The organism is Pantoea allii (assembly GCF_046529425.1).
GTDB lineage: Bacteria > Pseudomonadota > Gammaproteobacteria > Enterobacterales > Enterobacteriaceae > Pantoea > Pantoea allii.
Genome location: NZ_CP125958.1, coordinates 1988946 through 2013485 on the forward strand (window position 1 = coordinate 1988946; position 24540 = coordinate 2013485).

Annotated in this window: 25 protein-coding genes; 7 read left to right on the forward strand and 18 right to left on the reverse strand. The window is 48.5% G+C overall.

Translation table 11 applies throughout. The features are described 5' to 3' along the window. The 9 genes from fliN to fliF all read right to left on the reverse strand — a co-directional run bounded on the left by fliN (window position 1) and on the right by fliF (window position 8557). On the reverse strand, window positions 1-414 hold the full coding sequence (gene fliN, locus QNH99_RS09455) for a flagellar motor switch protein FliN (protein ID WP_063879984.1): 414 nt from the start codon (window positions 412-414) through the stop codon (window positions 1-3). Next, a complete protein-coding gene (fliM, locus tag QNH99_RS09460) occupies window positions 407-1414 on the reverse strand; it encodes a flagellar motor switch protein FliM (RefSeq protein WP_063879983.1) in 1008 nt (335 codons plus the stop codon). Before fliM ends, fliN begins: the two co-directional genes overlap by 8 nt. Window positions 1415-1418: 4 nt before the next feature. After that, a complete protein-coding gene (gene fliL / locus QNH99_RS09465) occupies window positions 1419-1904 on the reverse strand; it encodes a flagellar basal body-associated protein FliL (RefSeq protein ID WP_109718338.1) in 486 nt (161 codons plus the stop codon). 129 nt (window positions 1905-2033) lie between these two features. After that, window positions 2034-3314: a flagellar hook-length control protein FliK gene (locus QNH99_RS09470; RefSeq protein WP_109718339.1), complete on the reverse strand. Its 1281-nt coding sequence runs from the start codon at window positions 3312-3314 to the stop codon at window positions 2034-2036. After that, window positions 3311-3754: a flagellar export protein FliJ gene (gene fliJ, locus QNH99_RS09475; RefSeq protein ID WP_256852301.1), complete on the reverse strand. Its 444-nt coding sequence runs from the start codon at window positions 3752-3754 to the stop codon at window positions 3311-3313. Before fliJ ends, QNH99_RS09470 begins: the two co-directional genes overlap by 4 nt. Before the next feature lie 28 nt (window positions 3755-3782). Then, window positions 3783-5144 (reverse strand): flagellar protein export ATPase FliI, encoded by a 1362-nt coding sequence (gene fliI / locus QNH99_RS09480; protein WP_063879979.1) that lies wholly within the window; start codon window positions 5142-5144, stop codon window positions 3783-3785. Next, window positions 5144-5842 carry a flagellar assembly protein FliH gene (gene fliH / locus QNH99_RS09485; protein WP_109718340.1) on the reverse strand — a complete coding sequence of 233 codons (699 nt, stop codon included), beginning with the start codon at window positions 5840-5842 and terminating at the stop codon, window positions 5144-5146. Before fliH ends, fliI begins: the two co-directional genes overlap by 1 nt. After that, entirely contained in the window at window positions 5835-6827 is a 993-nt protein-coding gene (fliG, locus tag QNH99_RS09490) for a flagellar motor switch protein FliG (RefSeq protein WP_063879977.1), read from the reverse strand. The genes fliH and fliG overlap by 8 nt, the downstream gene beginning before the upstream one ends. Further along, window positions 6824-8557, reverse strand: coding sequence for a flagellar basal-body MS-ring/collar protein FliF (gene fliF / locus QNH99_RS09495; RefSeq protein ID WP_410517607.1), 1734 nt, complete (start codon window positions 8555-8557; stop codon window positions 6824-6826). The genes fliG and fliF overlap by 4 nt, the downstream gene beginning before the upstream one ends. A gap of 234 nt (window positions 8558-8791) precedes the next feature. On the opposite strand from fliF, the gene fliE reads away from it, so the two are divergent. Continuing rightward, on the forward strand, window positions 8792-9103 hold the full coding sequence (gene fliE / locus QNH99_RS09500; protein ID WP_063879975.1) for a flagellar hook-basal body complex protein FliE: 312 nt from the start codon (window positions 8792-8794) through the stop codon (window positions 9101-9103). Between the two features lie 1289 nt (window positions 9104-10392). Here fliE and QNH99_RS09505 read toward each other — a convergent pair. Next, window positions 10393-12498 carry a sulfatase-like hydrolase/transferase gene (locus QNH99_RS09505; RefSeq protein WP_283355539.1) on the reverse strand — a complete coding sequence of 702 codons (2106 nt, stop codon included), beginning with the start codon at window positions 12496-12498 and terminating at the stop codon, window positions 10393-10395. Window positions 12499-12939: 441 nt separating this feature from the next. Then, window positions 12940-13140 (reverse strand): hypothetical protein, encoded by a 201-nt coding sequence (locus QNH99_RS09510; protein ID WP_096010450.1) that lies wholly within the window; start codon window positions 13138-13140, stop codon window positions 12940-12942. Between the two features lie 282 nt (window positions 13141-13422). Between QNH99_RS09510 and QNH99_RS09515 the strand changes: the two genes are divergently transcribed. Further along, window positions 13423-13689: a hypothetical protein gene (locus QNH99_RS09515; RefSeq protein ID WP_063879972.1), complete on the forward strand. Its 267-nt coding sequence runs from the start codon at window positions 13423-13425 to the stop codon at window positions 13687-13689. 38 nt (window positions 13690-13727) lie between these two features. On the opposite strand, the gene QNH99_RS09520 is transcribed toward QNH99_RS09515, so the two are convergent. Next, window positions 13728-13967: a DinI-like family protein gene (locus QNH99_RS09520; RefSeq protein WP_063879971.1), complete on the reverse strand. Its 240-nt coding sequence runs from the start codon at window positions 13965-13967 to the stop codon at window positions 13728-13730. A 175-nt stretch (window positions 13968-14142) separates the two neighbouring features. On the opposite strand from QNH99_RS09520, the gene iraP reads away from it, so the two are divergent. Next, complete coding sequence (gene iraP, locus QNH99_RS09525; RefSeq protein WP_063879970.1) at window positions 14143-14439, forward strand: anti-adapter protein IraP; 297 nt, start codon at window positions 14143-14145, stop codon at window positions 14437-14439. 137 nt (window positions 14440-14576) lie between these two features. Here iraP and QNH99_RS09530 read toward each other — a convergent pair whose 3' ends face one another. Then, window positions 14577-14900 carry a DUF6388 family protein gene (locus tag QNH99_RS09530; RefSeq protein ID WP_063879969.1) on the reverse strand — a complete coding sequence of 108 codons (324 nt, stop codon included), beginning with the start codon at window positions 14898-14900 and terminating at the stop codon, window positions 14577-14579. A 242-nt stretch (window positions 14901-15142) separates the two neighbouring features. On the opposite strand from QNH99_RS09530, the gene yedD reads away from it, so the two are divergent. Beyond that, window positions 15143-15601, forward strand: a complete 459-nt coding sequence (gene yedD / locus QNH99_RS09535) for a lipoprotein YedD (protein ID WP_256852299.1) — start codon at window positions 15143-15145, stop codon at window positions 15599-15601. 52 nt (window positions 15602-15653) lie between these two features. Here yedD and QNH99_RS09540 read toward each other — a convergent pair whose 3' ends face one another. The 5 genes from QNH99_RS09540 to fliD all read right to left on the reverse strand — a co-directional run bounded on the left by QNH99_RS09540 (window position 15654) and on the right by fliD (window position 20278). Continuing rightward, window positions 15654-16328, reverse strand: a complete 675-nt coding sequence (locus tag QNH99_RS09540; RefSeq protein ID WP_096010452.1) for a class I SAM-dependent methyltransferase — start codon at window positions 16326-16328, stop codon at window positions 15654-15656. 181 nt (window positions 16329-16509) lie between these two features. Then, window positions 16510-17991: an alpha-amylase gene (gene amyA, locus QNH99_RS09545; RefSeq protein WP_256852297.1), complete on the reverse strand. Its 1482-nt coding sequence runs from the start codon at window positions 17989-17991 to the stop codon at window positions 16510-16512. A gap of 105 nt (window positions 17992-18096) precedes the next feature. Beyond that, window positions 18097-18456, reverse strand: a complete 360-nt coding sequence (fliT, locus tag QNH99_RS09550; RefSeq protein ID WP_063879966.1) for a flagellar protein FliT — start codon at window positions 18454-18456, stop codon at window positions 18097-18099. Next, window positions 18456-18866: a flagellar export chaperone FliS gene (gene fliS, locus QNH99_RS09555; RefSeq protein ID WP_096010454.1), complete on the reverse strand. Its 411-nt coding sequence runs from the start codon at window positions 18864-18866 to the stop codon at window positions 18456-18458. The genes fliT and fliS overlap by 1 nt, the downstream gene beginning before the upstream one ends. A 14-nt stretch (window positions 18867-18880) precedes the next feature. Next, window positions 18881-20278, reverse strand: a complete 1398-nt coding sequence (gene fliD, locus QNH99_RS09560) for a flagellar filament capping protein FliD (RefSeq protein WP_283355538.1) — start codon at window positions 20276-20278, stop codon at window positions 18881-18883. A 253-nt stretch (window positions 20279-20531) separates the two neighbouring features. Here fliD and QNH99_RS09565 point away from each other — a divergent pair, with 253 nt between their 5' ends. From QNH99_RS09565 to QNH99_RS09575, 3 genes are all read left to right on the forward strand, one after another. Further along, on the forward strand, window positions 20532-21470 hold the full coding sequence (locus QNH99_RS09565) for a flagellin (RefSeq protein WP_128604159.1): 939 nt from the start codon (window positions 20532-20534) through the stop codon (window positions 21468-21470). Between the two features lie 354 nt (window positions 21471-21824). Then, complete coding sequence (locus QNH99_RS09570) at window positions 21825-22760, forward strand: flagellin (RefSeq protein ID WP_096010991.1); 936 nt, start codon at window positions 21825-21827, stop codon at window positions 22758-22760. An 863-nt stretch (window positions 22761-23623) separates the two neighbouring features. After that, window positions 23624-24529 carry a flagellin gene (locus QNH99_RS09575; RefSeq protein WP_096010992.1) on the forward strand — a complete coding sequence of 302 codons (906 nt, stop codon included), beginning with the start codon at window positions 23624-23626 and terminating at the stop codon, window positions 24527-24529. The last annotated feature ends 11 nt before the right edge of the window (window positions 24530-24540 follow it).

Sequence of the window (24540 nt, forward strand, 5' to 3'; positions counted from 1 at the left end):
TTAACGGCTCAGGCGACGCATACGTTCTGACGGCGTAATAATATCTGTGATGCGCACGCCATACTTATCGTTCACAACGACGACTTCGCCCTGAGCAATCAAATAGCCATTAATCAGGATGTCCAGAGGTTCACCTGCAAGACCATCCAGTGAGACAACGGAACCCTGAGTCAGACGCAGGAGTTCTTTAATCGTCATTTTTGTGCGGCCAAGCTCGACGGTGAGCTTCACCGGGATATCCATGATCAGGTCAATGTCCTGCAACGAACCTGATGCATTACTGCTTTCAAACGTTTTGAATACGTCGTCACTCTGTGAAGCGCTGGCACCAGAGCCAACCTGCTCATTCATTGCTTCAGCCCACAGATCGTCCGCAGAGATGGTGTCATCGGACGGTTTCTTGCTGTCAGTCATGGGGCTGTTCCTCGTTAAGCGAATTCAAAATCGGGTTAATCAAATGTTCAACACGCAGGGCGTACTGGCCGTTGAGCGTGCCATACTGGCTGGTTAAAACAGGCACACCGTCCACATGGGCAATAATGCGCTCTGGCTTTTCAATCGGCAGAACATCACCAGGCTTCAGCTGTAAAACGCGCGACAGACGCAATGATGTTTCAGCAAAATGGGCAATCAGTTCCAGTTCGGAGTGCTGAACCTGCTTCACCAGATTGTCGCGCCAGTGTGTGTCTTCTGAACGCGAGTTTTCCAGTGGCGGATTCACCAGCAACTCACGCAGAGGTTCAATCATCGAAAACGGAATACAGATGTTGAACTCACCGACAAGGTTGCCGATCTCGACCTGGAATGGCGTATTCACAACGATATCGTTAGGCGATGTGGTGATGTTGGTGAACTTCACCTGCATTTCCGAACGCACGTACTCGACATCCAGTGGGTAAATGGCTTTCCACGCATCGCTGTAGCCGTCCAGCGCCAGCTTCAGCATGCGGCGGATGACACGTTGCTCAGTATGGGTAAACTCACGTCCTTCTACTTTAGTAGGAAAACGGCCATCACCGCCAAAAAGGTTATCAACTGCAATAAAGACCAGGCTCGGCGAAAACACCACCAGTGCCGTACCGCGTAACGGTTTAAGGTGGATCAGATTCAGGTTGGTTGGCACCGGCAGATTGCGGGCAAACTCATGGTAAGGCTGAATCTTAATCGCGCCTACGCTGATATCCGGGCTACGGCGTAGCAGGTTAAACAGCGCCATACGGAAACTACGGGCAAAACGCTCGTTAATAATTTCCAGCGCCTGCAGACGCTCGCGCACCACGCGACGCTGGGTATTCGGATCATAAGGGCGAATGTCGCCCTCAGGTCCGTTTTGTTTCTTTTCTTCTTCCGCACTGCCACTGTCGCCGTTAAGTAGCGCGTCAATTTCAGCCTGGGAGAGAATGCTGTCGCCCATTGATTCACCTCAAAATGAAGGCGGTAAACAGTACGTCGTCTACAGCCTGCGGAGGTTGACCTTTTACCAGTGGTGGTGCCAGTGCCTGTTTGATTTGCTCAACAAGCGCTTGCTTTCCTTGCTCCGTCGCCAGCGCAGCTGCGCTCTGACGAGACAGCAGCAGTAACAGACGACTGCGAACCTCAGGCAGGTAGTCACTCATCCGACGACGTGTTTCTTCATCCGCCAGACGTAGCGTAAAGCCTACGTACAGAACGCGGTCTGGGTCGTTGTCGGGATTGACCAGGTTAACCGTAAATGTATCAAGTGCAAAAAAGACCGGGGCGGGAGGCGGTTCAACTTTCGCGACCTCCGGCTTATCACCCTCGTGTTTATTCATTATTCGCCAGACTGCATAGCCTGCCACGCTGCAAGCGGCCAGCGTTACGATCAGTAACACTGGTATTAAGAGTTTTCGTTTGCGGCCTTTGGCTTTCGCGTTATCAGACATTTTTGCAGTAACTTCCTGTGAATTATGGGCAAGCCTCTCGGCTCGCCTGAACAGATTATCGCGTGTCTTAAGTCAAACAATGGCAAGAAAAGACACGGGTTTTACGCTTACCTTCAGCGTTTGTCGCTGTCAGGCAAATGTGTCGACTGCGCCCTTGCCGGTTAACCGGGCCTGAAGAGACTGCGGTACGGCAATGGGCGTGATGTCGTTATCACTGTCCTGAGTAAGGGAGAAGCTGCCGTGCTGTCCGTCGCGACGCGCCTCCTGCTGCTGCTGGAAGCCTTGTCCCTGCGAAAAACTCTCACTGCTTACCTGACTCTCACCCAGGTTAATACCGCTTTCAGCCAGCGCACTACGCAACTGGGGAAGCGCGGCTTCCAGCGCGGCTCTGACATGGCTATGACTGGAAACCATACTTAACTGTGCCTGATCGTTATTCAGTTTCAGGCTGATCTGAATCGCACCCAAATCTTCAGGATGCAAACGCAGCTCTGCGTTCTGCTGACCGTTGCGACTAAACATCACAATTTGCTGACTCAGCGCCTGCTGCCATTCATTACTGCCCAGATGCGCATTGAGCATCGGGGTCGACGGTGAGTTCATTGGCGCTGCTGCGCCAGGCGACTGCAGCAAACTGCTGGCGCTGCTCAGGGGCGCACTGATAATGGCCTGATTATCACTGGCCGTTGCCGTTAACGGGCGGTCATCCTGCTTCGTGACGCTGCTGAGTATTTGCTGAAAGCTGCCGTCAGTGGTCAGCGTCGCAGGTGCAGTCGCAGTCGCGGGGTTATGGTTTGTCGCGGAGGTTATGCCGCTAGCAGCCTGATTTGTCTGGCTAACTTTGCTCGCCAGGTTTCCGTCCTGCACCTTAGTGTTCTTCGTTTCTTTGTCATCACCGGTCAGTGCCGTATTAACAGCCTGGGTCAGGGCTGACAACGCTGAGCGTGGAGCCTCCCGAAGGCTGTCGGCGTCACGGCTTGCCACGCTCTCTTTGACCGCCTGCTGCAGACCCGTTGCCGGTAACATGGCAAACAGCGCCTGAATATTCTGCATGTCGCTGTTATTAAGGACGGCGCCAGTTAACTCATCTTTATCATCGGCTGATTTTGTACCGGCTTTAATATTTTCCGGTTTAAACAAGGCACTGAGCGCCGTGGGTGTTTCCAGCGAAGAGAGCAGGGCATTCAATGACGTGGCCGTTTTACCCTCAGTGTCAGCGGTAACATTTTTATCGGTAGCCAGTGGGGTTTTACCGTGCAGTTTAGCGAGGGAAAGCAACTGGTTTCCCAGGGCGGTAATAAAGTCCTGTGGCAGAGCTTCTCCACCACTGGCGAGCAAATCTGTAGTACCTGATGTTTCAGCGGTGCCGATGGCTTTGGTCGTCAACGCGGTGTTTGGCAACGTAATCATTCGCCTTTCCTCTGTGAAGCCCGTTGGGCAAATTCATCCATCCGTTTCTGATCGAGACGGTTTTCTTGTCGTAATGCATTTTCCTCTGCCCGGGTAATCAGCGTTTGGTAGGCATTCAGGCGCTGCTGTTTTTCACGCCAGTTAACCAGCGCCTGCTCCAGTCGTTGATTCCAGTGCTGTAACTGACTGCGATGTTGGTCAATCGCTTTTTCCAGCGTCTGGATAAACTGGTGATAGTTGGTCCAGCGATTGCTGGCAATACCGCTGGACATGTCGTTGTTCAGCTTGTTGCGGTATTCATCCTGATAATCAAGCAGCATGGTGAGCTGCTCGTTAGCCGCCTGCTGACCACGGCGCATATCGCCTAACAAAACGGCAGCGCGTTCCAGGTCCTGTTCCGCCAGGTCACGCAGTGTGTCAATGGCATTAGCTGTTTTCATTAGGATGTCCTCGTATTAAACGCGCGGCTTAGCCGAACAAGGCGTGCAAGTGCAGGCAGGCATCGTCGTACTCACTGCGTTCAAAAATGCCTTGTTGCAGGAAGGCTTCCATCTGCGGGTAAAGCTGAATGGCTTTATCCAGCATGGGATCGCTGCCTGCGGCATAGGCGCCGACGCTGACCAGGTCACGGTTGCGCTGGAAACTCGAGAGCAACTGCTTGAACTGGCGTACGCGTGCATAGTGGTTCTCATCAATCAGTGATGTCATGGCACGGCTGATTGACGCTTCAATATCAATGGCCGGATAGTGCCCGGCTTCAGCGAGACGGCGTGACAACACGATGTGCCCGTCGAGTATCGCGCGAGCAGAGTCGGCAATCGGGTCCTGCTGGTCATCGCCTTCGGTCAGTACGGTGTAAAAGGCGGTAATGGAACCGCCGCCATCAATGCCGTTACCGGCGCGCTCAACCAGTGCCGGGAGTTTGGCAAACACGGACGGTGGATAGCCTTTGGTGGCCGGTGGCTCACCGATGGCCAGGGCAATCTCACGCTGCGCCATCGCATAGCGCGTCAGGGAGTCCATGATCAACAGGACATGTTTACCGCGATCGCGAAAGTCTTCTGCAATTCGTGTGGCATAGGCGGCGCCCTGAAGACGCAACAGCGGCGACACATCGGCCGGCGCGGCAATCACCACGGAACGGGCGCGGCCTTCGGCACCTAAAATATTTTCGATAAAGTCTTTAACTTCACGACCACGTTCACCGATTAATCCCACGACAATCACGTCGGCCTGGGTATAGCGCGCCATCATGCCAAGCAGCACGCTCTTACCGACGCCTGAACCCGCAAACAGCCCCATACGTTGACCACGGCCGACGGTAAGCAGGGCATTGATAGCACGCACGCCGGTATCCAGGACGTCAGTGATGGGCGTACGCTGTAAGGGGTTAAACGGCGGCGTATTTAAGGCCGCGCGGTAGCCCGTTTCCGGTGACGGCAGGCCATCAAGAGGACGTCCGCTGCCGTCAAGTACGCGGCCCAGCAGTTGTGGGCCAAGCAGAAGCTGTTTGCCTGCCTGTGGGTGTTCACCCGTGGCGCGGGCATAAACGCGAGCGCCAGGCAGAATGCCGTCCACTTCTTCCAGCGGCATCATCAGCAGCTTCTGACCGTTAAAGCCGACCACTTCACTTTCAATTTCGCTAATGGTTTTACCGTCATTACGTTCAATCACACAGGTCGAACCGAGGGGCAACTGCAGGCCGGTTGCCTCCAGCACCAGGCCAGTGGCACGGGTCAGACGTCCATAACGACGAATGGGTTGGACCTGCGCAATACGACTCTCAAAGGCATCAAGCGAGCCAAGCCAGCGGTTCAGACGTGTGGTCATTAAAACTCTCCCGGTGCAGCAAGGCGGCACAGTTCCTGCCAGCGAGTGGCTACGCTGGCGTCAAGATCGCCATCTTCGGCGCTGAGCTTACAGCCACCGGGATGCAACGTGTTATCCGCCAGTAAACGCCAGCCGTGCAGATCAAGCGTGGGCCCTAACGTCTGCTCAATTCTCAGTAAATCATCCGGATGCACGCGCAGCTGAGGTTTACCGCTGAACATAGGTTCCTGCTGAAGCAGGCCCTGAATCTGACGAAGCAGGGCACTACCATCCACCGTCGTCGCCTGACCGATCACCGAACGGGCGGCTTCAAGCGCCAGTTGCATCAGGCGGGCTGCAATCACGCTGTCCAGTGATTCCAGCGTGTTCTGAAACTCAGTCACCAACTGCTGCATACGGGCCTGCAACGGCGCCTGCTGCTGCTGTGCATCGGCCAGACCTTGCTGAAAACCTGCGTCGTAACCGGTCTTCTGCCCTTCAGCAAATCCCTGCAGGTGGCCTTCGCTATAGCCTTGTCCATGGGCTTCTTTACGCAGCTGCTGCTGCATATGTTCAAACTGTTGTTGTTGCTCATCTTCTTCAGATTCGAAGACCTCAACGTCTGTTGGCTCAGCCGTCACCATGGCAGGTTCTTCAGGACGACCCAGCTCTACCGGCTGCCACAGCTGCCATGGACGGGCGGAAAATGCATCAGACATAGGTTTCCTCGCCACCACCGATTACCATCTCGCCGGACTCTGCCAGGCGGCGAACCACCAACAGGATTGCTTTCTGTTCGTTCTCGACCGCAGACATACGCACCGGACCACGGTTGGCGAGATCGTCGCGCAGGATATCTGCCGCACGTGCTGACATGTTTTTGAGGAACTTCTCGCGCAGTGGCTGCTCGGCACCTTTCAGTGCGATCAACAACTGCTCGGACTCCACTTCCTGCAACAGGCGCTGGATGCTGCGATCGTCCACTTCCACCAGGTTTTCGAACAGGAACATCTCGTCGATAATTTTCTGTGCCAGCTCGCCGTCGAAGTCGCGTACCGCTTCGATGACCGCTTCTTCCTGCTGGGTTTTCATCAGGTTGATAATTTCGGCCGCTGTTCTTACGCCGCCCATCTTCGCACGCTTGAGGTTGGTACCATCGAGCAGGCTGTTCAGGACTTCGGTCAGTTCTGCCAGCGCGGCTGGCTGTACGCCACCGAAGGTCGCAATACGCAGCATGACATCGTGACGCAGGCGCTCATCAAACAGCGCCAGGATATCTGCCGCCTGGCCACGTTTGAGGTGCACCAGAATGGTGGCGATAATCTGCGGATGTTCGTCGCGGATAAGATCGGCAGCCGCCTGCGGTTCCATGAAGTTAAGCGTTTCCATCCCACTGGTGGTATCGCGGGTTTCAAGGATATCTTCCAGCAGGCTTGATGCACGCTCTTCACCCAGCGCTCGGGTCAGGACGGAACGCAGGTAATCGTTAGAATTCAGGCTCAGCGCCGCGAACTGCTCGGCATCAGATTCGAACTCACGCAGCACTTCTGTTAGTTGCTTGTGCGACACCTGACGCATGCTGGCCATGGCCGCACTCAGGTGCTGAACCTCACGTTGGTTCAGATGCTTGAACACTTCCGCAGCGCGTTCTTCGCCAATGGTCATCATCAGAATGGCGCTTTTTTCAGTACCGGTCAGACTCATAGTTCGTTACTCATCCATTCGCGAATAACCAGCGCTACAACGCGCGGATCGTTTTCAGACATGTCGCGGATACGCTGGCTCATGACTTCAGCGCTCATGCGGTTATTAGTTTTCCGTTCCTGGTCCATTTCATCTTTGCTGAGCTGGACACTGTACGCTTCCTGATCGTTCTGCTGTGTGGCACGTGCGGCCAGCGCTTCTGCTGCCACTTTCTCAGCTTCTTTCTTACGCAGTACGTGTGGACGCACCATTTTGCGATACAGGATGAAGGCAATCAGCGCAACCAACAGCCATTTACCTGCGTTCATCAACTGGTCAAAGAACGTCTGCTGTTGCCAGAAGGGCAGTTCACTGACCGTTGGTTCGGTGGTATTGAACTGCGAGTTCACAACATTGACGCTGTCGCCACGTTGTTGTGAATAACCCATGGCTTCACGTGTCAGGTCTTCAATCTGCTTCAGCTGCTGATCATTCAGTGCCAGCGCTTTGCCTTTATCGTCTTCGCGATAGTTCACTACCACGGCGACGGACAGGCGCTGCACATCGCCCACATTCATCTTGGTATGGCGAATGGTGCGGTCCAGCTCATAGTTCACCGTGTCATCGCGGCGAGAGTTGGTGGGCACGCTGCTGGCGGCCGCAGTGCTGGTCCGTTGACCATTCGCGTTCGTATTCTGACCATTTGCGTTCTGGCCATTGCCATTCTGACCGTTAGCCGCGTTGGTATTAGGTGCATTCACCGGCGCGGTGTTGGCTGGCGCTGGCTGATTCGACAGCGCGCCAGGCACGCCGCCAGGATATGGGCTGCCAGACTGATCGCTGGTACTGGTCTGCTGTGAGCGGATAGACGCGTTTTTCGGATCGCCATTTGGCTGATATTTCTCGTCAGTCTGTTCGCGGGTATCAAAGTTAATCTGCGCGGTGACCTGTGCATGCACGTTGCCCTGGCCCAGAATCGGATTCAGGATCGCTTCGATACGTTGCTGATAACGGGTTTCAACTTCGGCAGCATATTTAAGTTGTGCATCATTCAGGTCACGGCCAACTGCATCAGAACGCGTTAACAGGTGACCACTTTGATCCACCACGGTGACGTTGCCCGGTGGTAAACCGGCCACGCTGCTGGAAACCATGTGGGTAATGGCCTGAATCTGGCCTTCATCCAGGGCGCGACCCGGCTGCAACATTAAGGTTACCGAAGCAGAAGGGGCTTTTTGCTCACGCACGAACAGGGTAGGTTTAGGCATCGCGAGGTGCACGCGAGCGCTTTTAACCGGACCCAGTGATTCGATGGTACGCGCCAGCTCACCTTCCAGTGCGCGCTGGTAGTTCACCTGCTCGCTGAACTGGCTGATACCGAACTTCTCTTTATCCAGCAGTTCAAAGCCAACGTTGCCACCCTGCGGCAGACCTTGCTGTGCCAGACGCAGACGCAGTTCATGCACCTTGTCATCAGGGACCATCAATGCGCCACCGTTATCGGCAAAGCGATAAGGTACATTCATCTGCGTCAACTGCGTGACAATGGCACCGCCATCCTCATTAGAGAGATTGCTGAATAACACGCTGTAGTTAGGTGTCTTGGCCCAGAGGACTAACGCAAACACCACTGCAATGGCAGCGGCGGCGGCAACGATTAAAGGTATACGTGGATTAGCACGCAGGCGAGCGAGAAGGTCACCGAAGCCTTTCTTATCTTGATCTTGTGTGGCGGCTGCACTCGCATTCATGACCGATTCCTGCCTGACGTAATTGACCGGGTTAGTTGTGTTGGCAAAACAGACTCCCTGACCTGCTTAAATAAAATTTCCACTTCAATGCCTGGCATTATTTGATGAAACGCAAAATTCGATGGGTGAATAAGCCACGGTTTTTAGTGTCATTTAGGGGCTTTGTCTTATTGACAATGTGTTAACTTCTCTCCTCATCAAAAATCTTCATCTCTTTTCAATGAGGTAACAGCAATGTCAATTCAGGCAATCGACGGTGTTTTACAGCAGCTACAGATGACGTCGCTTCAGGCCAACAACAAAAGCAACGACGTCACCAGCCATATCGACTTTGGCGCGACCATGAAGGCCGCACTCGACAAAATCAGTGAAACCCAGACGACAGCACGTACCCAGGCCCAGGATTTTGAAATGGGTAAGCCAGGTATCGCGCTCAATGATGTGATGGTCGATCTGCAAAAATCATCAATTTCTATGCAGATGGGCATTCAGGTCAGGAACAAGCTGGTGTCGGCTTATACTGACATCATGAACATGCAGGTGTAGAAGGCTAACGTATTTTAAAAAAATGAATGATTGAGAAGCCACTTTGACGAAGAACGGATGTAGCTCAAGATCGTTCATTTTCACGCAAAAGAAAGAAAGCGGGTTTATGGTATAAAATTTATTAGATGCTCAGGCCCAGCTGGATGCAAGACAACCTGGTTTAGACTGTTTTTCCTCACGTTGACTCCGAATATCTAACCGCCATCAGTAACGACAGACAATCGTGTGCCTGAGTAAACACATAGCCACAGACTGAAAAACGTCCTCATAACTTCTGTTATCAAAAATCTGCCAGTTACAAAACCTTATTCTCATAATCGTTATCAGCCTGTAGAGGCTTCATTCTTACATCAGCCCTCACCCTGCTGACGCAGTAGGTTTCTTTTGCGTATTCCTGAAGCACTGTTTGTCAGATAACCTTACTGTGGCGTTACTCATTAGTGTTCCGTACCGCATAACATCCATAATGATAGACTTGCTCAAATCCGCAATAATTCAGTCTTTTTACAATATTCTCAGAACAGTTATCAGCAAGTTTAATTGTGCATAGTCGTCAGGTAGTTTTACGACGTCGATGAATATCAACCCGCCCTCTTGCCTGGGCATGATGTGGTCTATGGCGTAACATTATTAAGGAATCTTAATATCATTAATTTTAAGGATATGCAGATGCACCGGACTGCTATCAGCCGGGGCAGAGATCGCTACAAGAAAAACGTAGCCACCTACGTGTAAAGCAACTGCTTCTCTTAATAACCCCGGTAGTACCCGTAAATATTTATCCATGCACAGAGGGGAACCAGCGGTCGGCTTTTCTGTGGGCACATCCAGAAGTGTGAATTTTTTGAGGTTCAGACGATAAAAAAGCTTTCCTGAGTAATATGACCAACCAAAAGGGAAGGGTCCAGTGAATGTCTGAACTTATTATTTACTCAACTGTTGGCCTCGATGTTGGTTGTATAGACGTTTATCACGTTCATCTCACTTTGCCAATGCAATTGAAGAAAGTTGTCGGAAGGATGCTTTTGCAATGATAAAAACGGATTTTTCCGCCATTAATAACTCGCATGAGTCAAGAGTCTTCAATACTATCAAAAAGATACTATCCTGCTCATGAGAATAAACTGGTTAAGGTTTATGTAATTTTCATAAAAATAGCAGGGGGTTGTCAGGACATGGCTTTTATCCTAAGGGATGTATGACTCTTTCAGTTAAATAGTATGAAAAAAAGTGATGTGAGAAAAGTAATATTATAAGGTGCAACACAATTGTTGCACCTTTCATACTTTTTAACTACTGGGGGTGGGGCAGTCAAGAAAGACTTCGCAGACAGGATGAATGGTGTTTTGTTGCAGATCGATGAATGTATCAAGCGGCATATCAGGCAATCCTTTTACAGAGACGCTTTTACCTCCAGTGATAATTCCCGTAACCTGCTGGCGGAATGCAAGATTTGTAAAATTTTTATCTGACAAAAGCGAGCTAAGCTCATTGGTTGTTTTATCATCCCCACAATTAATAGAATCATTAGAAGTATAAATTAAATGGTGATTTTCTGCCAGAAGGGTCTTAATTTTATCTTTATCCAAAGATTGATTATGACAAGTTTCAAAGTTTAAAGTCACGTTAAAACCATCATCCTTTTTGGTCAGAAAAGAAAAACCAAAAGGAGTAGCCATACGTTTACCCGCGGTTGAAGAAATCCCACTATCGATGAAGTAAGGTCCTGAAGAAATACCTGCAATATGCTCTTTGTATAAAATACTCGTTGCATCTTTTTCGTAGACAGATTTCAAACCCATTGGTGTTACTAACATTTTTGTGATTTTTTTTGGAGTTACATGGTATGCACAGATCATTTCACTATCAATGCCAATGTTTTTACATAGATTTGCGTAAAAAAACGATTTGCCTTTAGACGTATATTGAATTACGTTTTTTGCGAACCCTTCAAACCAAACTGAACCAAGATTTTCATTTGATAGCTCAGCAAAAACAGGTAGAGAATAAGCCTGCTTTCCGATCTGAATACGATCTCCAGATTTTGATAAACCTTCTTTTAATGAGGGGGTGTTCCATAATTTAGAAGAAAATTTTATATAATCATAGGCGTTATCTATAGATAAGTTTTTGTAAAAAGAGCTTTCATTGTTTGAAAGCAGGCTCACACCAAAGCCGAGTGAGTTATCTTTTTTTCCTGAAATATCAAGGACGGTTGGCCAAACATCAATTAAAGAGCCAGGGTTATCATTCTTATAATTATTCAACCCTTTTTTGATAATAATAAAATTGTTTCTACGCTCGCTAGAGTTGGCATCAAGAAGTTGGCTGGCACTGTTACGCATCATTAAGTGATCGGAAACTAAAACTATAATTGTATTATCAAAATAATCACTATTGATTAACTTATTAATGAAATTAGAAATAAGATAGTCTGAACATCTCACTGCGGATAACATCTTAATTTTTTGTTCTTTTATGATTTTATTTTCACAGGTTGCTAAGGTTTTACCATCGGGTGCATGGGTGCCAACAGTAAGGAGAGACAATAAAAAGGGTTGTTTAGTATTAGATAAATTAAGGTACTTATCCCATGCATAGTCTAACAAGACATCATCCTGGACACCCCATCCACTGATTTGATCAGATTTAGCAATTTTATTTTCAATGAAAAAATTCAAATCGTCTTGACGACTCCATCCATGTTGTGAAAAAAATTTATCCGCACCAGCAAACTCTTTATTACTGCCTCTGATAAAGTGAGTCCGGTAACCAATTTTTTTAAGCCATGAAGCAACACAATTAGCCTTGGGTAAAAAATGGGCCGCGTTGCCGCCGGTGTTCCCTTGCGCCATTACTAATGGTACGCCACATTGTGTATTGACCATTCCAGCCATCGTCCAACCAAAGCCGCCATTTGTTGGTTGTATTATGTTAGTAAATTGAGCATAGTCGTTTGCGATTTTCGATAATTCAGGTAAATAATTTGTTTCGTTTATTTTTTCAAATGTTTTTTCAAGGCTTTCAGCATATATAAAAACATAGTTATATTTTTTATTTAAGCTGGAATTTAAAGTTTTATATTCCGCCGAGACGCGGTCTGCATTCCCTTGAGGCTTTATAATATGTAATATTGAAGCTGATATGTTTCTTGAAAATGGCATCGTTAGTATTATGAGAAGTGAACAAACGAAAAAATAGTTCGTTTTTTCTATATTTATTTTTTTGATTTTATTTTTTTTACATAAGACACAATAACCAATCAGTATTGACGATGTAATGAGGAATGGTATTGCCAGCTTTAACTTAGGGTATAAGTCGTCAAGGGATGTTCCACGAGTACTATTGAATAAATGATAAAAAACGGCATCTGTTATGCCATTTCCTGTAAACATATTGCAAACAGACCAGAAACAAAAAAGCAACAATATTATGCAAGTGATAACTGTTTTGCAAATTATAAATCTATTAGATAAAAATGTTGATAAAATTAATGATGTCAATAAAAAATATGTCATTTTTCTTAATTAATTCAAAGGTGTTGGGGAAGCAAATTATTGCATTTTTTATGCCTGCATAAAAAACATTCGCTGTGAATTTTTTAAAATTTATTGATCGCAATTAGTTTTTTTGAATTGATGATTTTTTATTAATTTTTTGTGGCTAGCCAGGATAGCTTGTGTAAAGTTTTTGTTTTAAAATTAATTGACTTTTTGAAATATTGTGTTTTTATGTTGCGAGATAAGAATAATATTTCATCAAGGCATGCTTCCTGCACTAGCTACTGTATAAAAATAAGTATGATTGCCCCGTTTATAGGGGCAGGGTGTTATAGTCTAGGATGCCTTGTATGGATCTTTTTTATCATCCTGGCTGTCATCATTTTTTCTTGGGACTTCGCCATGATCTTTCGGCGCATCGGTAGCAGGATGATCATCTTCCTCGTACGCATTACCCGCATTCGGCGCAGCTTCGGGTAATCCTTTGCTGACATCACCTTCATGTTTACGTTGTTCGTTACTCTGATGTTTATGCATTGTTTGCTCCTTTCTTCACTCTGTTTAGTGTAGACCAGCAAAACAATTTCGTGGAAAACCGCCGTGACACGGATGAATGCTGCTGTGCATTAGCCAGCATTGTTGCGCTATTGCGACTACGCTTAAACGCTGACGCTAAGCGTTTGACCTGCTTACTCAGACTTCGCTCACCAGGCTCTTCAGCCACTTCCGATTATTCCTAATGCAATATCGCTATATTGTCCTATCTTTAAATCTCCAGGCGATATTTTCATTGGATAAACCACCAAAAGGAAAGACAGCATGACTGATTCAATCGAAACCAAAAGCAAAACAGATTACCTGCGTGACGTGGCATCACAGCTGAAAGAAATGCGTCACTATGCACAGACCAATACCGAGACACTTTCCGCCCATTGGTTAGCTTTTGATGCCGGTGAATACAAAGATGAGGGCAATGCAGCCCGCATTGATGCGCTGCTCAACAAGCAGGGTACGTTGCTGGAAGATCTGGAGAAGGCGATTCAGGATATCGAAATTGAAATTAACCACAGTGAGCAGGAGAGTTAAGTTATCTCCCGCTAACTGATGTGGTGGCGATTAAGGGATTAATCAGCCACCAACCAAAACTCTGCCTCATCAAACATCTCTTCCACCAGACGCGCTATCGTCGCCTTCTCGTTTTTGCTGAGATCGGTTTCAATCGCATTACGTTCCATGGGTTTGACCTTAACCTCGATATCAGGAAAAACACGATGTACGCGTTTTTCTAACTCTTCTAAGATCATTTCACGCGCGCCTGGCAAGCCCGCGACATTACGTTTATCGTAAATTAACTCTACAAACATGTTAACAATCCCTTAAGGGCAAAATCGCTTTGCCATTTTACTGTAAATAAAAACAGTATCAAGCTGATGTTCGGGTTAATTCGTTTTTTCTGAGCTGCGTAGAAAAGCACTTTCATCTGGTTTACTCTGATGGCGTTCACAACAATATGTGCGCTCACTCACCAGGAGAAGTGCAATGCGACAATTGGTTATAGATATTCTGCTCAAACTAGCAAAAATGGATGTCGACGCAAAGGAACTGACTGCGCAGATCGAAGCGCAGTCGTTGTTGGTTGCAGCTTTATTAGTCCAGGCGAAACAAGACAACGCGTTAACCATTTCAGAAACGGTTCAGGATGCGATAGTAACGGCTTCACGTTCATCCTCTGAGTTCATGCAGTCGGATATCGATTTGCTACTGACTCACATCAACCGGCTGCTGGCCGTCGCCAAATATGTTGAAGTAAGAGGTAAAATGGCAGAGGAAGAGTAACGGCTTCGCTGGCGATAAGTCTGTGGTCTGTCGCCAGCGAAGCCGGTCAACATGATGATCGGCAAGCGCGTGCTCACTTTGTTACTCTGTCGTTCGCATCACGCGTCTTGCCTTCTCGCCTGCAAAGGGCTGAGTCACTACAGTTCATTCTTAATACAGAACTCTTCCCAGCTCATTCCCAGTGATTCCGCATGCGATCTGAGGTACGCCTCTATCGCCTCGGCGGCAACGGCTTTATCTGGTTCCGCGAGCTGGATTGAGAAAATAATGCCATCGAGATTCTTTTGACGTAAAAAAGCGGCGTAGATGCGCTCGGCATGCCATTCGCGTAATTCTCGCAACGACATGTTGGCGGCGCGTGCATCGCTTTCCGTCAGCTCGTCTAATGCCGCCTGGAAGTCAGCATGGGCAGTGAAGAACAGGGTTCGCGCCTGAGCGTAATACGCTTCTGGAGTTTTCATTGCAGGTTTCCTGATATCTATTGCAGCGGCACAGTGTAGCCTGTTACATCAGGCTTGTCAGGCATAGCCGGGGCAGGGCAAGACGGCGTCCTTCATGCAGATGGCGTGGATAAACCCCGTTCGCCAGCGCCTGATACCCAGGAAAATGCCGCTTTATCTCGAGGACCGTATTCAGATAGCTTGCGCACCTTACCGTAAAAATTATAACGTAGCCGCCATCAACCGGATTGTAGGGATCAAAGATGAAAAACTGGATGCTGATTGCCACACTGGCGCTGAGTGGTTGCGCGCAAATCAATAGTTATGAGAGTGCGGTGCAAACGCCTGCTCCGGCAAATTTACAAGGTAACTGGCAGACGGTAGGGCCACAAAGCGATCTGATCAGTGACAAGGCAATGGCCAGCCTCATTATCCATGCCGATGGCAGTACGCTGGATTGTCGCCAGTGGCAGCGGGTGATTGCGAAACCAGGTAAACTGACACTGCTGAACGGGGATTACGTCAACGTTACGCGTCAGATGCGGGTGATGACTTTGGATGTAGATAATGGGGAGCTGGAATACGACGGCCTCACAATGCGTAAGGTCGAGCGACCGACTCTTGATTGTCAAAACGCCATTGCTGAAGTGGCAAAGCAGCCCGGCGTTGCGGTTATCCAGAATATCGAGCCTGAGAGCATGCGTCCTCATCTGGCGAAATGATGGTAAAAACGGCCCTGTGGGCCGTTTTTAATGAGACGTATCAATAGCGTGATTAGCGCTTTTGCAATAGATAGCTATTTTCAAATCCTGGCAGACTGCCAATGACATCAAAATCATTAAAATAGCCGCCAGCCCGCAGCAGATCAACCGCCGGCCCGACCTGCGGTGAATACTGATGATCGCGGTAGTCGTCAAATACAACAAACCCGCCTTTAATCACGGTGGGAGAATAAAGCAGGAAATCGAGTAAAACATGGCGGCCTTCATGACCTCCATCAATATGAAGCAGTACCGTTCTTGGATTTAATGCCCGCACTCGTTCAATACTGACCTCAGAATAGCCACGAACCAACGTGACCTCCGGGAAAAGACGTTGATGATAAAAACGCAGCTCATTTTCCTGATTTGGCAATTCCATCGGGTCAATGCTAATTATTCTGCGCTTGTGCTGGCAAATCTCGTTCATAAAAGACGTGGATTTTCCTTTCCAGACGCCAATTTCAATAATATCGCCTTCCACATTATTATGTTGCAACAACCAGCAAAGGTACCCGAGACATTTTACCTGGGTATGAAAGGAGAGTTCCTTACGTGGCATTGCTAATTCGGCAGGCAACTGTGATTGTGCCTGAGCGAGCGATTCGCCAACTCTGTCCCAGGTATGGTCGATCAGATTCTTGATTTCGGGTTCTTCAAAAAAAACCTTTAAGTCGGCAAGCTCAAGCATTTTATTACCTTTCTGCAAATTATCACAATGAACAGCCACGCTGACTGACTATTATCCTGCCCTAAATTTGCCATAGATTAGTCATATCTAGCCTGTAAACATGTCATGTTTTGCTATCTAAATTTGGGCTTAGTAACTATTCAGTAAAATTCGACGGTCAGGAAGACCGTCGAAAACAGAGCTACTCGCTAACTACCCACACGCTCACGCTGCCACCGTTACAGCTAAACAACGCACTGCCGTTGTCATCAGCGGTAAGGGTTTCTGACTTGTGTCCCAGATAATCACGCCAGACTTTCCCTGCATAGCCTTCCCCCATCGAAATATGTTTTTCTCCCGCGTCACCGTTGGACATGATGACGACGCAGCCAGGGTTTTCAGCCGTGCCACTGCGGCTAAATGCCACACAGTTTGGATGATCAAAATAATCGGTCTGTGCTCCCCAGCCGAATAGCTGACGGGCACGAATAAGATTTTCCAGCTCAGGAATAACCGGCATATCAACCTGATGGACTTCGCCGTCACCGCCTTCATCCTGATAGCTGGCACCGAACAGGTCGGGATAAAAGACGGTTGGCACACCTTGCTCCCGTAACAGAATGAGCGCGTAAGCGAGCGGTTTAAACCAGGACTCGACTGGGGCTTCAAGAGACTGTAAGGGTTGCGTATCGTGGTTAGCAACGATAGTCACGGCATGCCAGGGATCGGCCAGAACCAGCGAATTATCAAAGATTTTGCTCATGTCATAGGCGCTGCCGGCTTTAGATGCCTCATGGAAATTCATATGTAAGGGCGCATCAAACAGCATGGTTTTGCCGTCAACCTGGTGAATATATTCCTGCAGTTTATCAGTTTCAAAAGACCAGTATTCCGCCACGATAAACAATGGATCGCTGGCGACGTCCTGAATATGATCGATCCACTCTTTATAAAACCACGCCGGAATATGCTTCACCGCATCCAGCCGGAATCCAGTGCAGGGCACCTGCTCCATAACCCAGCGCGCCCAGTATTTAAGTTCTTCTCTGACGGCATTATTGCGAAAATCGATATTGGCACCCATCAGGTAATCGAAATTACCTAACTCATTATCTACCTGATCGTTCCAGCCTTCGGCGGTGTAATCATTGATGATTTTAAATACACCGTTTTCATCCGGGTTTTCGATATGATCTACGCCGCTGAAACACTTGTAGTCCCAGACAAATTTTGAGTATTGTCCTGCTCGTACCGGAAAATTAAAGCGTGTCCAGGCTTCGCACTCCACGACTTCTGGATAGATTTCATCACGATTATCGGGATTAACACGATTGACCCGAATCTGTTCTTTCTCATCTGCCCCCATTTTATGGTTAAGCACGACATCAAGTAACACACCAATATCGTGACTGCGTAACGCGTTAACCGCATCCAGCAATTGCTGTTTATCACCATATTTCGTGGCTTGACTGCCTTTTTGATCGAACTCGCCTAAATCAAACAGATCATAGCTGTCATAACCCACCGAATAGCCACCTGATTCGCCTTTATAACAAGGAGGGAGCCATACCATGTTGATGCCCATGTCGTTAAGCAGGGCAGCTTTATCGGCTACTTCCGGCCACAGCTTGCTGCCATCGGGATAGTACCAGTGGAAAAACTGCAATAAGGTTGGGTTCTGCATGACGTGCTTCCAGTCAAAGGAGAGAGAACTGGAAGTATGGGATAAGAGTGAAGAAATTACGCGGGTGAACTAAAAATATAGTTTCCACCCGCGAAAGTCGGCTTTTTATTGGCTTTTTGGGTAAAGAATATTGCCCGCCATATTGCCGTAAGAGGTCATGACATTTTGTTGTTGCGTTGAGGTCGTCACCAGCGAGCGCAATTCATGCATCCGCTCGCCCAACAAGGTTTTCAGCGTGGTTTCGTTACGCAGAATTTGCTCAAGTACCGGGCGAATTTGTGCCCGCTGTAGTGCGGAAAGAATGTCGGCATCGTTATCACGCGCTACACGCTCGACGCTGCTAATGTAAGTTGATTCGCAACTCAACAGCTCATCCCATTGCCCTTGTCTGGCGTGCTCCAGCATAGCATTACTGAGCGTGAGCAATTGCTGATACCCTTTTAGCAGCTCGAGTGGATTACTCATTAAAACGTATCCTGCTGTGGCTGATAGTTAGGTCCAATCTGTTTCCAGGCATCCGCGATGTTATTCAGTAAACCTTCGACTTCGGTAATCGCCTCAACATCATTATTGAGATTGGCCTGTAACAGACGGCGAGTCATATATTCATACAGGTTATCGAGGTTGGCAGAAATTTCACCACCCACCTCATGATTCAGACCTGCGCGCAAACCATTGGTAATGATATTAATGGCTTTTGATAAGGCGTTTCCTTTACCCGGGATATCGCCTTGTTCAATTAAAATAGCGGCTTTTTTCATGGCGCTTAGGGCACCATCAAATAGCATCACGACCAGTTGGTGTGGGCTGGCGCTTAATACCGCGCTTTCCACACCGACTTGCGCATAGGCCTGAATACCGGACTTAGCGTACATGCTTACCACTCCTGTTATAATTTGGCGAACTGCTGGGTCAGATAGTTACCCGTCTGCGTCATGGAAGAAACCAGGGTGCTCAGATTGGTAAACTGAGTTTTGTACCTTGCCATCGTAGCGGTGATCTGATCATTCACTTCAGTGTAACGGTCTGAAAGCTGCTTCAGGGAGGTATTAATCCCGTTAGTGGCATTTTGTACCTGACCACTACTTGAGAGCATCTGCGTCAGAGTGTTGTTAGCCTGCGTTGCAAAACCTGTCGTTTTACCGTCGCCTGTCAAGAAGTTCAACACATCGGAAGGCTGATTCGTTAACGCATTACTCAATTTAGTGCTGTCGACAGTCAGTTTGCCATTCACATCCTGCGTAATACCAAGCTGAGCCAGTGTTTTTAGGTTTCCACTGGACTGAGACGATGAAAGTTGGCTACGCAAACTGGTCTGAATATTGCGCAACGTGTTATCACCTAATAAATCGCCATTACCGGAGTCCTGAGCAGTACCAGCTTTGACAGCAGTATATTTCGTCTGATTACCAATGGTAGTCTGAAGCGAATTATAAGCATCGACATAAGCCTGTATCGCTGCCGTCATCGGTTGATTATCGGTGACAACAGTTAGGGTTTCAGGTGATCCCGTCGCAGTTGTTTTACTGAGATTAAGCGTCACGCCTTCAGGAGCATCAGTAATGGTATTGCTGCTACGGGTGATGGACACACCGTTAATCTTTAACTGAGCATCCTTCGCGGCAACCTGTTCGGTCATGGCATTGCTGCTACCGCCCTGGCTGTAGTTAATGTACTGAGACAAGGTACTGTCATTGGTACTGACCGTCATCGCATTAGCCGTTCCGCTATCACGTGCGGTCAGGGACAAATAATAGGTATTGTCATCAGCTTTAATAATACTCGCGTTAACGCTACCTTGTTGTTTGTTGATCGCATCGCGAATATCAGACAGGCTGGTCTGGTCTTTCGTCAACGTAACGCTTAGCGGCGTTTTCTGACCAGACTGAGAGATAGTAATGGTGCGGGATGCCATGCTCTGGTCACCCAGATCGGTATCTTTACTGGTTGCTGATTTAGACAGCAGTGACTGAGAAGAGGCCAACTGACTTACTTCAATCGAGTAGTTACCGGCAGAGGCTTTACTGGCAAGCGTGGCGGTAAATGCCGTATTGGTACTGGTCACTTTGGTTGCAGCGATAGCGGACGCATTCTGCAAGGCCGCAGCAGCGGTTTGCACTTTCGCAAGACCGGTTTTTACCACGCTCCAGGCGGTTAGCTGAGCGTTATAGGACGACTGCTGTTGAGTAATTGGCGTCAGTTTAGTCTTTTCAGCTGTTTCCAGACTCGTGTACAGAGTATTGAGGTCGAGATTCGTACCAGCACCGAGTGAACTTACACTTGCCATAGTTTATCCTTTACGAGGTTTACGCTAAGTAGAATGAGTATCGGCAGCGAGTGGTAAAAGATTAGCCTGTTCTTTAGAAAATCGATGGCTGGATAAGCAGTGCTTCTTTAATTGTCTTCTTGGGTTTGCCCATCTCAAAATTACTGTGTTTTTTTTCTAAAGGTTGAGTAGGTGCTGACGATAATCAGGTTATCGGTGAGCAAACCGAATTCAGACGCCTTAATCTGGCTCAATTTTTTAAAGGAAAAACATCATGGCAGTGATTAACACTAACACCCTGTCTCTGGTTACTCAGAACAACCTGAGCAAATCTCAGTCATCCCTGGGAACTGCGATTGAGCGCCTGTCTTCCGGCCTGCGTATCAACAGCGCTAAAGACGATGCCGCTGGCGAAGCCATTGCTAACCGCTTCACCTCTAACATCAACGGTCTGACCGTTGCGGCACGTAACGCCAACGACGGTATCTCTCTGTCACAGACCGCTGAAGGCGCCCTGTCAGAAGTGAACAACAACCTGCAGCGTGTACGTGACCTGACCGTTCAGGCGCAGAACAGCTCTAACTCAGCGTCTGATATCGACTCGATTCAGGCTGAAGTTAACCAGCGTATGCAGGAAATCGACCGCGTCACCAAGCAGACCGATTTCAACGGCATTAAAGTCCTGAACACCGGTGCTGCGAGCACAACTTATAACTTCCAGGTTGGTTCAAAAGACGGCGAGACTATCGGTATTGCGATCAGCTCAAGTGACAGCTTTGACCTGGCAGCAGCAGGTAACGCCTCTACCGGTACCACTCAGAACACCCGTGCTATGGGCACTGGCGATACCGTTAACGGCAACGCGCGTACTACCTCAGCAATCGGTTTCGACGTACTGAAAGGTGCTGTCACCGGTGGTGCTACTGGTGCCGCATCCGGTACTACGCCGCTGGCTGACATCGATAAAGCGATTAAAGCGGTTGATAACCAGCGCAGCCTGCTGGGTGCGTCTCAGAACCGTTTTGAGTCCACCATCAGCAACCTGAACAACACCGTGACCAACCTGACCGCAGCCCGCAGCCGTATTCAGGATGCCGACTATGCGACCGAAGTATCTAACATGTCCCGCGCGCAGATCCTGCAGCAGGCAGGTTCTTCGGTGCTGGCGCAGGCCAACCAGGTGCCTCAGACGATGCTGTCTCTGCTGCGTTAATTGCCGCAAAGCATGCATTAATAAAAACGCCTTCAGTGATGAAGGCGTTTTTCATTTATGGCCTGTCAATATTATCCTCGACCACGCTTCTTTCGTTTGGCTTTCCATCCTAACCACGGTTTTTACGCTATCGGAAATTCAGCGGCGAAAGTGAAACGGCGCTACGGCCTTTCGAGCTCTGCTGATGTTTTTCAGGTATGACTGAAGACCTGGCTGAACCTGTTTTCCGTTAGACGATTAAAAAATATGCCTCTTGCATAAAGTTTTGCTTAGCCCGGACGATAACAATATTGAAGGCGATAAAGCCGCAGGCCAAATACCTGACCCAGTATTTCTTATTAAAGGATATTCATCATGGCAGTCATTAATACCAATACCCTGTCTCTGGTTACTCAGAACAACCTGAGCAAATCTCAGTCATCCCTGGGCACTGCGATTGAGCGCCTGTCTTCCGGCCTGCGTATCAACAGCGCCAAAGATGATGCAGCGGGTCAGGCTATCGCCAACCGCTTCAGCTCTAACATCAACGGCCTGACTGTTGCGGCACGTAACGCCAACGACGGTATCTCTCTGTCGCAGACCGCTGAAGGCGCCCTGTCAGAAGTCAACAACAACCTGCAGCGTGTACGTGATCTGACCGTACAGGCGCAGAACAGCTCTAACTCAGCGTCTGACATCGACTCGATTCAGGCTGAAGTTAACCAGCGTATGCAGGAAATCGACCGCGTCACCAAGCAGACCGATTTCAACGGCATTAAAGTCCTGAACACCGGCTCAGGCAGCACCACCTATAACTTCCAGGTTGGCGCGAAAGACGGCGAAACCATCGGCATCGCGATCAGCTCAAGCGACGGTTTTGACCTGGCCGCAGCGGGTCAGTCTGGTAGTGTTCAGAACACCCGTGCTATGGCTTCAGGCACAGATATCGTTAACGGTAACGCGCGTACCACTTCAGCAGTCGGCTTCGACGTGCTGAAAGGTGCTGTAACGGGTGGTAGCGGTGGTACTGCAACGGGTACTACGCCGCTGGCTGATATCGATAAAGCGATTAAAGCGGTTGATAACCAGCGCAGCCTGCTGGGTGCGTCTCAGAACCGTTTTGAGTCCACCATCAGCAACCTGAACAACACCGTGACCAACCTGACCGCGGCCCGCAGCCGTATTCAGGATGCGGACTACGCGACCGAAGTATCTAACATGTCTCGCTCGCAGATCCTGCAGCAGGCAGGTTCTTCGGTGCTGGCGCAGGCCAACCAGGTGCCTCAGACTATGCTGTCTCTGCTGCGTTAATTGCCGCAAAGCACGCATTAATAAAAACGCCCTCAGTAATGAGGGCGTTTTTTTATTTTATACAAGCATATACCAGGCCAATCACAGTTTTACCACGGCCTGATATTAGCTGAAGTGAAGCAGTACTGTTTTAAGGCTTTCACCCTTACTGGCTATGCTAAGTGGCTTTTAGATAGCGTCCTGCGCGTAGGAAGCTGCAAAACGTTAGCTCCGTCTTCTGGCGCCTGAAACCTCACGCAGTTATCTCATATTCCCATCCGTGGATATGTTACCGCGGCAAAGATTTTTCAGCGGATAGTCTGCTACTGTCATCCTGTGCGTTACTATCGTTGATTCTTTTTATAATTTCGTAAAGATAGCTTGTTTTAATTAACTGGCAAAACCGCATTTATTAACCTGCCGTGATTATAACATGCATAAAAAAGGTGATACGTAGACGGAATAGGGCGGTGAGGGTTTCAATTGCGCGATAAAGTATTATTGCGTCCGTTACATTACTAATACTATTACACTATTATGGTTTTACAGTAATTCAATGGCTTAGCATCTTTCTCTTCAACAGAAATGCGGTAGTGTTAGAGGTCTATATACTGGTCAGATACTGTGATATGGTCATGTATATTTTTAATGATGACTTAAAAAACATAAGGTTATGAGTCTTCAGAGAGGTGGGGCTGACAGCCAGTAAGGACGATTTTAAAACTCGGTCAAATAATTTTTCGCAAACCTGTTTTTTCCTTTATTAAGATAAAAAATACCAGTAAGGCTTAAAGTTTTGCGCATAGCGGGCGATAACATTATTGAAGGCAATTAAGCCGCAGGCCAAAAACCAAACCTAAATCTCTTTATGAAGGATACTTATCATGGCAGTTATTAATACCAATACCCTGTCACTGGTTACCCAGAATAACCTGACAAAATCCCAGTCTTCATTAGGTACTGCTATTGAGCGCCTGTCTTCTGGCCTGCGTATCAACAGCGCCAAAGATGACGCAGCGGGTCAGGCAATTGCTAACCGCTTCAGCTCTAACATCAACGGTCTGACCGTTGCGGCACGTAACGCCAACGACGGTATCTCTCTGTCACAGACCGCTGAAGGCGCACTGACCGAAGTCAACAACAACCTGCAGCGTGTACGTGACCTGACCGTACAGGCGCAGAACAGCTCTAACTCAGCGTCTGACATCGACTCCATTCAGTCTGAAGTTAACCAGCGTATGGAAGAGATCAACCGTGTTACTCAGCAGACCGATTTCAACGGCATTAAAGTCCTGAACACCGGTTCTGGCAGCACGACCTATAACTTCCAGGTTGGCGCGAAAGATGGCGAAACTATCGGTATCACTATCAGTTCAAGTAACGGCTTCAACCTGTTCAATACTGCAAGTGCATCAGGTCAGACTTCAGGTCAGACAATCAACGGTAACGCACGTTCAACCGTCGCTGAAGGCTTTGACGTACTGAAAGGTACCGTTACTTCTGGTGGCGCTACAGATGGCAGCCCACTGACTGATATCGATGCGGCAATCAAATCTGTCGACAACCAGCGCAGCCTGCTGGGTGCATCTCAGAACCGTTTCGAGTCCACCATCAGCAACCTGAACAACACCGTGACCAACCTGACCGCAGCCCGCAGCCGTATTCAGGATGCCGACTACGCGACCGAAGTGTCTAACATGTCCCGCGCGCAGATCCTGCAGCAGGCAGGTTCTTCGGTGCTGGCCCAGGCCAACCAGGTGCCACAGACTATGCTTTCTCTGCTGCGTTAATCCTCTTTACA

Coding starts and splice junctions, on each gene's coding strand:
- fliL (WP_109718338.1), bottom strand. CDS start 1,904: ATGTCTGATAACGCGAAAGCCAAAGGCCGCAAACGAAAACTCTTAATA.
- fliH (WP_109718340.1), bottom strand. CDS start 5,842: ATGTCTGATGCATTTTCCGCCCGTCCATGGCAGCTGTGGCAGCCGGTA.
- amyA (WP_256852297.1), bottom strand. CDS start 17,991: ATGCAGAACCCAACCTTATTGCAGTTTTTCCACTGGTACTATCCCGAT.
- QNH99_RS09575 (WP_096010992.1), top strand. CDS start 23,624: ATGGCAGTTATTAATACCAATACCCTGTCACTGGTTACCCAGAATAAC.
- fliD (WP_283355538.1), bottom strand. CDS start 20,278: ATGGCAAGTGTAAGTTCACTCGGTGCTGGTACGAATCTCGACCTCAAT.
- fliT (WP_063879966.1), bottom strand. CDS start 18,456: ATGAGTAATCCACTCGAGCTGCTAAAAGGGTATCAGCAATTGCTCACG.
- fliJ (WP_256852301.1), bottom strand. CDS start 3,754: ATGAAAACAGCTAATGCCATTGACACACTGCGTGACCTGGCGGAACAG.
- fliN (WP_063879984.1), bottom strand. CDS start 414: ATGACTGACAGCAAGAAACCGTCCGATGACACCATCTCTGCGGACGAT.
- QNH99_RS09540 (WP_096010452.1), bottom strand. CDS start 16,328: ATGCTTGAGCTTGCCGACTTAAAGGTTTTTTTTGAAGAACCCGAAATC.
- fliE (WP_063879975.1), top strand. CDS start 8,792: ATGTCAATTCAGGCAATCGACGGTGTTTTACAGCAGCTACAGATGACG.
- fliG (WP_063879977.1), bottom strand. CDS start 6,827: ATGAGTCTGACCGGTACTGAAAAAAGCGCCATTCTGATGATGACCATT.
- fliF (WP_410517607.1), bottom strand. CDS start 8,557: ATGAATGCGAGTGCAGCCGCCACACAAGATCAAGATAAGAAAGGCTTC.
- QNH99_RS09470 (WP_109718339.1), bottom strand. CDS start 3,314: ATGATTACGTTGCCAAACACCGCGTTGACGACCAAAGCCATCGGCACC.
- fliI (WP_063879979.1), bottom strand. CDS start 5,144: ATGACCACACGTCTGAACCGCTGGCTTGGCTCGCTTGATGCCTTTGAG.
- QNH99_RS09565 (WP_128604159.1), top strand. CDS start 20,532: ATGGCAGTGATTAACACTAACACCCTGTCTCTGGTTACTCAGAACAAC.
- fliM (WP_063879983.1), bottom strand. CDS start 1,414: ATGGGCGACAGCATTCTCTCCCAGGCTGAAATTGACGCGCTACTTAAC.
- fliS (WP_096010454.1), bottom strand. CDS start 18,866: ATGTACGCTAAGTCCGGTATTCAGGCCTATGCGCAAGTCGGTGTGGAA.
- QNH99_RS09510 (WP_096010450.1), bottom strand. CDS start 13,140: ATGCATAAACATCAGAGTAACGAACAACGTAAACATGAAGGTGATGTC.
- QNH99_RS09515 (WP_063879972.1), top strand. CDS start 13,423: ATGACTGATTCAATCGAAACCAAAAGCAAAACAGATTACCTGCGTGAC.
- QNH99_RS09570 (WP_096010991.1), top strand. CDS start 21,825: ATGGCAGTCATTAATACCAATACCCTGTCTCTGGTTACTCAGAACAAC.
- QNH99_RS09520 (WP_063879971.1), bottom strand. CDS start 13,967: ATGTTTGTAGAGTTAATTTACGATAAACGTAATGTCGCGGGCTTGCCA.
- QNH99_RS09505 (WP_283355539.1), bottom strand. CDS start 12,498: ATGTTTACAGGAAATGGCATAACAGATGCCGTTTTTTATCATTTATTC.
- QNH99_RS09530 (WP_063879969.1), bottom strand. CDS start 14,900: ATGAAAACTCCAGAAGCGTATTACGCTCAGGCGCGAACCCTGTTCTTC.
- yedD (WP_256852299.1), top strand. CDS start 15,143: ATGAAAAACTGGATGCTGATTGCCACACTGGCGCTGAGTGGTTGCGCG.
- iraP (WP_063879970.1), top strand. CDS start 14,143: ATGCGACAATTGGTTATAGATATTCTGCTCAAACTAGCAAAAATGGAT.